Annotated in this window: 1 protein-coding gene; it reads right to left on the bottom strand. The window is 73.0% G+C overall.

Going from position 1 to position 8,581, the window contains the following annotated elements:
- Positions 1 to 8,581: hypothetical protein (locus EV190_RS23605; protein WP_166655535.1), on the bottom strand; the 8,581-nt coding region annotated here is incomplete at both ends.

The following is an 8,581-nucleotide window of genomic DNA, read 5'->3' as shown; positions in this document are numbered from 1 at the left end:
GGTCGGTCTCGGCGCGGGCGGCGTCCACGCGCAGCTGCGCGGCCTCGACCTTCCCGCCCAGGTGGTACAGGTCGGTCTCGGGCAGGGCGAAGTTGACGCGGGCGTTTTCGAGGTCGGTCTCGAAGCGGACCACGTCGGCCTGCGCCCGGGCCACCCGCTCACGGGCGTCGTCCACGGCCGACCGGTCGGGGGCGGGGACGTCCCGCTGACCTGAGCCGGCGGTGCCGACCTGGACCGTGAAGACGTCCAGGTCGTCGGCGTGGTCGTGGGGCTCGGCCGTGGTGGGGCGGCCGGCCTGGATCGCCCGCTGGTTCTGGGCGTGGAGCTCGTTGACCTGGTCGCGAAGTTCGTCGGCCCTGCGGTCGAGCCATTCGGCGTCGCGGCGGAAGCCGGCGGCGTGCGCGTTGCGGCTCCACGCCCGGTGCTCGTCGATCTCGTTGTTGAGCCGGTGGATGGTTCTGGCGGTGTCCAGGACCCGGGCCGCCAGGTCGGGGGGCATGCCTTCCGTGCCGGGCAGGAACTGCTCGGAGAAGGCGGGGGTGTTGCCCAGGGTCCGGGCCTGGACGCGGGCATGGTGATGATGGTCGCGGGTGAGCTCGTCGATCCGCGCCTCCAGCTCCCCGCGGGTGGGGGAGCCGTGGTCGGCGGTGGTCTCGTCGAGGCTCCGGCGCAGCTGGTCGATCTCGTGGCGGATCCGCGCCAGGACGCGGCCGCGCTCCTCGAGCGGCATCGGGTCGGGGAGCGGAGTGGTGAGGCGGATGAACTCCCCGGTCCGGTGGTAGATGTTCTGGATGTTCGGGCCGAGTGCGGTCCTCTCCTCGAGGAGGGCCGTGTTGATCCGGCCGATCTCGGAGTCCCAGGCGTGGCGCGCGCTCCGGTTGGCGTCCAGGCGCAGGTCGACCCAGCGGTTCCTTGCGGCGACGAGCCGCTCCTGGTGGCTCCGCTGCCGGTCGGTCTCCGCGTTGTGCAGGTCGCGGAGCTGGTCGGCCGCCTCGGTGCTGAAGACGTCGTCGGCGGTCACGCCGATGTTCCTGGCGAGCTGGGGCACGTCGTCCCGGTACGGGTCCAGGATCGCCTGGGCCTGGGCGTACAGGTCCCGGTACCGGTTCAGCTGTTCCTCGGCGCGGGCGGAGAGGTCCTCGGCCTGGGCGTTCGTGTCCCGGATCTGCTGGTGGAGCCAGTCGGGGTCGGTGAGGACAGCGGGGTTCTGCGCGTGGCTGTAGCGCAGGCCGGCGCGGACGTTCAGGATCAGGAACTGCTCGCGCAGCCGGGCGTACTCGTTCTCCAGGTCGGTGGCGGTCCGGGTCAGGTGGTCGCGGGCGGCGTCGCCTTCCGGTGTCTGGTCGAGCTGGCGCTGTGCGCGGACGAGTTCGGGGAGGAGCGCGTCGGCCCGGCCCGCCTCCTGGACGGATCGTTCGATGAAGTGGCTGAACGGCTGCGTCGAATCGGCGGAGCCGCTCTCGAGATCGGCGAGCTCCTGTTCGAGGGCTCTCACCCTGCGCCGATTCCCCGCGGCGATGTCGGAGAGGAGCCGGGATTGGTTCAACGCGTTGGCGGCGCCCTGATGCGGTCCGGAAGCGCTGATGCGGGGTTCCCTCAGCTCCCTGGCGAGGGCGGAGAAGCGGTTGAGGATGCGGGTGGATCCCTCGTGGGCCCTCGTGGCGGCTCCGTCCAGTTCCGCGATGCCGCGGTTGATCGGTCCGGCGGCCGCGCCGAGCCCGAGGAGACGCACCGCTTCCCGTGCTCTGCGGAGCGCGGTGAGGTCGCGGAGGCGCTGGACGGCGAGTGCGTGGGCCTCGCGCGCCCCGGGGAACGGGGGAGCGAGGTCCGGTGCGTCGCTGTTCAGGTCCCGGGTGGTGAAGCCGAGGGCGTCGGCGAGTCGCAGGGCCTGGTCGCGGTAGTCGTCGGTGAGGGCCGGGCCGTCCTGCGGGGCGGGGGCGTCCGGGTCGGCGAGCCGGTTTCGGGCCGTCTCCACCAGGGAGCGGCCGTGGTCGCGGACCAGGTCCGTGGCCAGTTCCCAGATCCGGTCCAGCTCCGGGGCGGTCTCCTGGTCCTGGGGTCGGGGGCGGTCCGTTCGGGCGAGTTCGTCGAGGTCGGCGAGCAGTTCCTCGGCGCGCTGGAGGTCCTCGGGACCCTGGGCCTGCCGGGTCTGCCGGGCGATCTCGGCGACCGCGCGGTTCGCGTCCTGCAGGGAGGCGGAGAGCAGGATGAGTTCCTCGGAAGCGACCCGGGGAGAGGAATCATCGAAGGGGGACAGGACGTCGGCCAGTGCCAGGGCGGCGCGGTTCCAGGCGATGCGGTCGAGCGGCTCGCGGAACTGGATGGTCTGGTGGGTGAGCCGTTCGGCTTCGCGGGTGAGCCAGTCGGCTTCGTGGGGGAAGCCGGTGGCGCGCGCGTTGGCCGCCCACGTCGTGTGCTCGGCGGCCTCGCTCCGGAGCCGTTCGATGGTGTGGAAGGCGTCGAGGGCTTCGAGGCGCTGCTTGTGCGGCAGGTTCTCCAGGCCGGGGGGCGGGGTCGGCCGGGTTTCGGAGTCGGTGGAGGCGGCCGGGTTCAGGTCCTGGTCCAGGGCGCGGGAGTGGGCGCGGTAGTGGTTGGTGCTGCTTTCGAGGCGGGTGGCGAGGTCCGCCCGCCGTGCGTGCAGGGCGTCGCGGGCGGCGTGGTCGTCGGGGGCGGTGCGGTCGAGTTCGGCGGTGGTCTCGTCCAGGCGCCGGCGGAGCTGGTCGATCTCGTGGCGGGTCCGCGCCAGGGTCTGGCCGCGCCGCTCCACCGACACCGGCTCGGTGGTGGAGTAGGCGGGGACGGGGCCGGGGTCTCCGGACCTGTCGAGGGAGCGGTCGTCCGACCGGTACCCGGGCGCGGGGTCGGAATCCTGGGTCGTGTCGGGGTCGGTGGGGATGAGGAACGCATCGATGGCGTCGGAGCCGGCCAGGGGGAGGAGGGCGAGGGCCGCGGCCTGGGCGTAGGCGTCGGAGACCGTCTCGCTCTGCTGGATCCTCTCCTCGAGGAAGTCGACGTTGGCCTCGGCGACCTCGGACGCCCAGGTGTGGCTCGGGCCACGCTCGCTTTCCTCGTTGAGGTCGAACTGCTGTTCCTCCCAGAAGCGGAGCTGGTCCTCCAGTTGGTTGTGGAGCCTGGTCTCGGCGTCGCGCAGGTCGCGGAGCCGGGTGGCGGCGTCGAGGCTGAAGGGGTCGTCGGTGACGCCCAGACGCCGGGCCAGTGAGAGCGCGTCGTCCCTTCCGGCGTCCAGGGCCTGCCGGAACTCGGCGTTCAGCTCTCTGGACTCCGTCTGCTTGTCCCGGGCCTGGGCTGTGAGGTCCAGGATCCGGGCGGTGAGTTCCTGGACTTCCTGGCGGAGCTGGTCGATCTGCTGTTCGGGGGAGAGTTCGGGGTCGGGGGCGGTGGTGTCGCGCTGGCGGACGAGGGCCTGTTCGCGGGTCTGTTCCAGGTCCGCGCGGCCGTGCAGGGCGCGGGCCTGTCCGCGCAGGCGGGTGTACTCGTTCTCCAGGTCGGTGACGGGCGCGCGCAGCCGGTCGCGGGTGGTGGCGGTCTCCGCCGCCTCTCGCTCGGCCCGGTCCCGGGTGTCGGTGAGGTCGGGAACGGTCTCGTTCAGCCGGTCGCGGGTGGCGGCGGCGTCCGCGATCCTCTGCTGGAGCCGGTCCCGGGCGGCGGTGAGGTCGGCGACGGTCTCGTTCAGCCGGTCGCGGGCGGCGGTGTCGTCCTCCGGCGTCCGGTCGAGCTGCTCCCGGGCGTCGGTGAGCTCGGCGACGGTCTCGTCCAGCCGGGCGCGGGTGGTGGCGGCGGTCGTCTCGGCCTGCCGGATCCGGTTCCGGGTGGTGGTGAGGTTGGCGTCGGCCTCGTCCAGGTTCCTGCGGGCGTTGTTGGCGGCCGTCGTCGCCTGGTGGAACTGTTCCCGGGCGGCGGTGAGGCGCAGGAGCGCGTCGTCGGCGGAGTCGGCGTAGGAGCGGGCCTGGGCGCGCAGTTCCTCGGCTCGTTGGCGGGCCTCGTCGATGAGGCGGTCGTGGTCGGGGGTAGGCGCGGCCTCGCCGGGGTAGGCGGGCGGGCCGTCGTCGGGAGGGGGAACCCTCAGGTCGGCGAGCTCCAGTTGGCGGGCGGTCATGACGCGCCGCTGCTCGGCGGCCTGGTCGAGGAGTTCCCGCGACCGGTGCGACGCCTCGTCCGCGCGCTCCTTCAGGTCGGCGAGCGCCTCGTTGCGCTCCTTGACGCGGTTGAGGACCTCGGTGAGCTCCTCTACGGCGCGGAGGACTTCACCGTGCTCCACTTCGGTGTCCTCGTCCACGAGGTCGCGCAGCGCTATCAGGCCGGCCGTCTCGACGCGGACGGACTCGGCGGCCCGGACCTGTGTGGCGACCGCGTACAGGTCCTGGTCGAGCCGGACGGCGCGGGCGTGGGCCTCGTGTGCCTCGGGGACGGGAGGCGTCAGGTGCGGGTCGCCCACGACCGGGGGGAAGCGTGTGAAGCCGAGGACCTCGGCGAGTTCCCGGGCGTGTTCGTGGTAGGCGCGCAGGGCGGCCGGGGCGCTGTCGGGGTCGGTCCTGAACCGCCGCGCGGACTCGGCCATGAAGCTTTCGTGGTCTTCGGGGCTGCGCGTGGCGAGGGACTCCAGGACGAGGCGGCCGTAGTCGCGGAGCATGTCGGCGCCGACCTCCCAGGCCCGCAGGTCCCGCTCCCAGACCCGCTGGGCCTGCTCCCGGGCCTGCTCGTCCGGCTCCTGGTCCGGGGAGGGGGCCTGGTACTGGGAGAGGTCCGGGGCGGTGGGGCGCGCCGCTTCGAGGAGGGCGTCGACCTCGTCGAGGATCTCCTGGACCCGTCCGGGGCTCCCCAGGTCCTGGGGGTCGTCCACGGCGGAGCGGATGACGTCGGTCGCGTCCTGGAAGGAGAAGGGGGAGGCCGGGGACTCCTCCTCGGCCCGACTGTCGCTGTCGCTGTCGCTGGTGTCGTCGCCGCGGAGGAGGGGCCTGTCGTTGTCGCTGTCGTTGTCGCTGTCGCTGTCGAGGTCGGCGACGAATATGGGAATGGCGTCGCCGTCGCCGTTGGGCTCGACCGTGAACACGGGGAAGGCGGTGATGTCCTGGAACGAGCCCGGGACGGGTGGGCGGAGGAGCGAGGCGATCAGGTCGCCGTCCTCCCTGTTCCGCGCCTGGGTGTCGTCACCGGTCTCGGTCCGGGTGGGTGTGCCGCTGTCGGTCGGGGTGCCGGTCGGGTCGGGGGTGGTGTCGGTGGGGGTTGGGGGTTGGGGGCGTGTGGGGGTGCCGTCGGTGGTGTAGGTGCCGCCGGCGTCGGTGAAGGCCTGGTGGGCGTCGGCGAGGTCGGTGAGGGCGCGGTCGAGTTCGGTGCGGGCGCGGTCGGCGGCCTCGCGGGCGGTGCGGCGGCCGCTTTCGGCGCGGTCGCCTCGGGAGTCGGCCAGGAGGGTGTTGGCGAGGTCGGTCTCGGCGCGGGCGGCGTCCACGCGCAGCTGCGCGGCCTCGACCTTCCCGCCCAGGTGGTACAGGTCGGTCTCGGGCAGGGCGAAGTTGGTCCGGGCGTTTTCGAGGTCGGTCTCGAAGCGGACCACGTCGGCCTGCGCCCGGGCCACCCGCTCACGGGCGTCGTCCACGGCCGGTGCCCCGGTGTCCCGCGGGGACGTCGGGGCGCTGGTGCCGTCGGTGTCGACTCGGGCTGTGAAGATCGCCAGGGCGTCGGTGCGGCCGTTGGGCTCGGTCACCGCGATGGTGGGGCCGTTCCGGGGCGCCTGCTGGATCCGGGGGTCGAGCTGGTCGGCCTGGTGGGTGAGTCGTTCGGCTTCGCGGGTGAGCCAGTCGGCTTCGTGGGGGAAGCCGGTGGCGCGCGCGTTGGCGGCCCAGGTGTGGTGTTCGGTGGCTTCGTCGCGGAGTCGTTCGGTGGTGTGGAAGGCGTCGAGGACTTCGAGGCGCTGCTTGTGCGGCAGGTTCTCCAGGCCGGGGGGCGGAGCGGGTCGGTCGGTGGTGTCGGTGGGGCGCGCCGGGTTCAGGTCCTGGTCCAGGGCGCGGGAGTGGTCGCGGTAGCGGATGACGCTGTTGTCGAGGCGGGTGGCCAGGTCCGTGCGTCGGGTGTGCAGGGCGTCGCGGGTGGCGTGGTCGTGGGGGGCGGTGCGGTCGAGTTCGGCGGTGGTCTCGTCCAGGCGCTGGCGCAGTTGGTCGATCTCGTGGCGGGTCCGGGCCAGGATCTGGCCGCGCCGCTCCACCGACACCGGCCCAGGGGAGGCCTCCGGGGAGGACTCGTCCGGGGAGTAGGCGGGGACGGGGTCCGACCCGTATCCGGGAGCGGGGGCGGAATCCTCGCTCGTTTCGGGGTCGGTGGGGTCGAGGAACGCCTCGATGGCATCGGGACTGACCAGGGGGATGAGGATGCGGGATGCGGCCTGGGCGTAGGCGTCGGAGAGCGCTTCGCTTTGCTGGATCCTCCCCTCGAGGAACTCGATGTTGTCATCGGCGATCGTGGATTCCATGCGGTGGCGCATGCTCTGGTCGTCGGCCTCGTTGAGGGCGAACCGCTGCCTGTGCCAGAAGCCGAGCCGCTCCTCCAGCTCGCTGTGGAGCCTGGTCTCGGCGTCGCGCAGGTCGCGGAGCCGGGTGGCGGCGTCGAGGCTGAAGGGGTCGTCGGTGACGCCCAGACGCCGGGCCAGTGAGAGCGCGTCGTCCCTTCCGTCGTCCAGGGCCTGCTGGAACAGGGCGTCCAGTTCTCCGGCCTGCGCCTGCAGGTGTTGGGCTTCCGCAGTGAGGTCCGTGACCCAGGTGGATAGTTCCTGGACTTCCTGGCGGAGCTGGTCGATCTGCTGTTCGGGGGAGAGTTCGGGGTCGGGGGCGGTGGTGTCGCGCTGGCGGACGAGGGCCTGTTCGCGGGTCTGTTCCAGGTCCGCGCGGCCGTGCAGGGCGCGGGCCTGTCCGCGCAGGCGGGTGTACTCGTTCTCCAGGTCGGTGACGGGCGCGCGCAGCCGGTCGCGGGCGTCGGCGGTCTCCGCCGCCGTCTGGCCGAGCCGGTCGCGGGTGGTGGTGAGGTCGGGGACGGTCTCGTTCAGCCGGTCGCGGGTGGCGGCGGCGTCCGCGATCCTCTGCTGGAGCCGGTCCCGGGCGGCGGTGAGGTCGGCGATGGTCTCGTTCAGCCGGTCGCGGGCGGCGGTGTCGTCCTCCGGCGTCCGGTCGAGCTGCTCCCGGGCGTCGGTGAGCTCGGCGGTGGTCTCGTCCAGCCGGGCGCGGGTGGTGGCGGCGGTCGTCTCGGCCTGCCGGATCCGGTTCCGGGTGGTGGTGAGGTTGGCGTCGGCCTCGTCCAGGTTCCTGCGGGCGTTGTTGGCGGCCGTCGTCGCCTGGTGGAACTGTTCTTCGGCGGCGGTGAGGCGCAGGAGCGCGTCGTCGGCGGAGTCCGCGTAGGAGCGGGCCTGGGCGCGCAGCTCCTCGGCTCGTTGGCGGGCCTCGTCGATGAGGCGGTCGTGGTCGGGGGTAGGCGCGGCCTCGCCGGGGTAGGCGGGCGGGCCGTCGTCGGGTTCGGGGCTCTCCAGGTCGGCGAGCTCCTGTTGGCGGGCGTCCAGGACGCGCTGCTGCTCGGTGGCCTGGTCGAGGAGGTTCTGTGCGTCGCGCAGCGCCTCGTCCGCGTGTTTCCTCAGGTCGGCGAGTTCTTCGTTGCGCTCCCTGACGAGGGAGAGGGTCGCGACGAACTCGTTGACGGCGTCGCTGATCTCACCTTGCGCCGCGTCGAGGTCCGCGCCCACGAGGTCGCTCAGCGCCGACAGGTCGGCGGTCTCGACGTGGATGGAATCGGCGGCCAAGAGCTGGGCCAGGATCGCGTGCTGGTCCTGGACGTGCTGGACGGCGAGGATGTGGGCGTCGTCCCGGACGGATATGGGGAGTGCCAGGTCGGGGTCGCCCGCGAGCGAGGGGAAGCGTGTGAAGCCGAGGGTTTCGGCGAGTTCCCGGGCGCGGGCGTGGTAGTCGCGCAGGGGCGCCGGGACGCTGTCGGGATCGGTCCTGAACTGCTGGGCGGCCTGGGCCATGAAGTACGCGTGGTCTTCGGGGCCGCGCGTGGAGAGGGACTCCAGGACGAAGCGGCCGTAGTCGCGGAGCATGCCCGACCCGATCTCCCAGGCCCGCTGGTCCCGCTCCCAGGCCTGCTGGGCCTGCTCCCGGGCCTGCTGGGCCTGCTCGTCCGGCTCCTGGTCCGGGGAGGGGGCCTGGTACTGGGAGAGGTCCGGGGCGGTGGGGCGCGCCGCTTCGAGGAGGGCGTCGACCTCGTCGAGAACCTCCTGGACCCAGTCGGGGCTCCCCAGGTCCTGGAAGGCGTCCACGGCGGAGCGGATGACGTCGGTCGCGTCCTGGAAGGAGACGGAGGAGACCGGGGAGTGGTCGCCGACGGAGATGCTCCCGTCGAGGTCGTCGAAGACCTGGTCGTCGGCAAGGGGGTTGCCGACGAGGGTGTCGCTGCCGCTGCCGCTGTCGCTCTCGCTGTCGGGGTCGGCGGTGAACACGGGGAAGGCGGTGATGTCCTGGAACGAGCCCGGGACGGGTGGGCGGAGGAGCGAGGCGATCAGGTCGCCGTCCTCCCTGTTCCGCGC

Source organism: Actinorugispora endophytica (assembly GCF_004363075.1).
Lineage (GTDB): Bacteria > Actinomycetota > Actinomycetes > Streptosporangiales > Streptosporangiaceae > Actinorugispora > Actinorugispora endophytica.
Note: the sequence above shows the minus strand (reverse complement) of the source record. Positions and strands in the feature narration are given on the sequence as shown.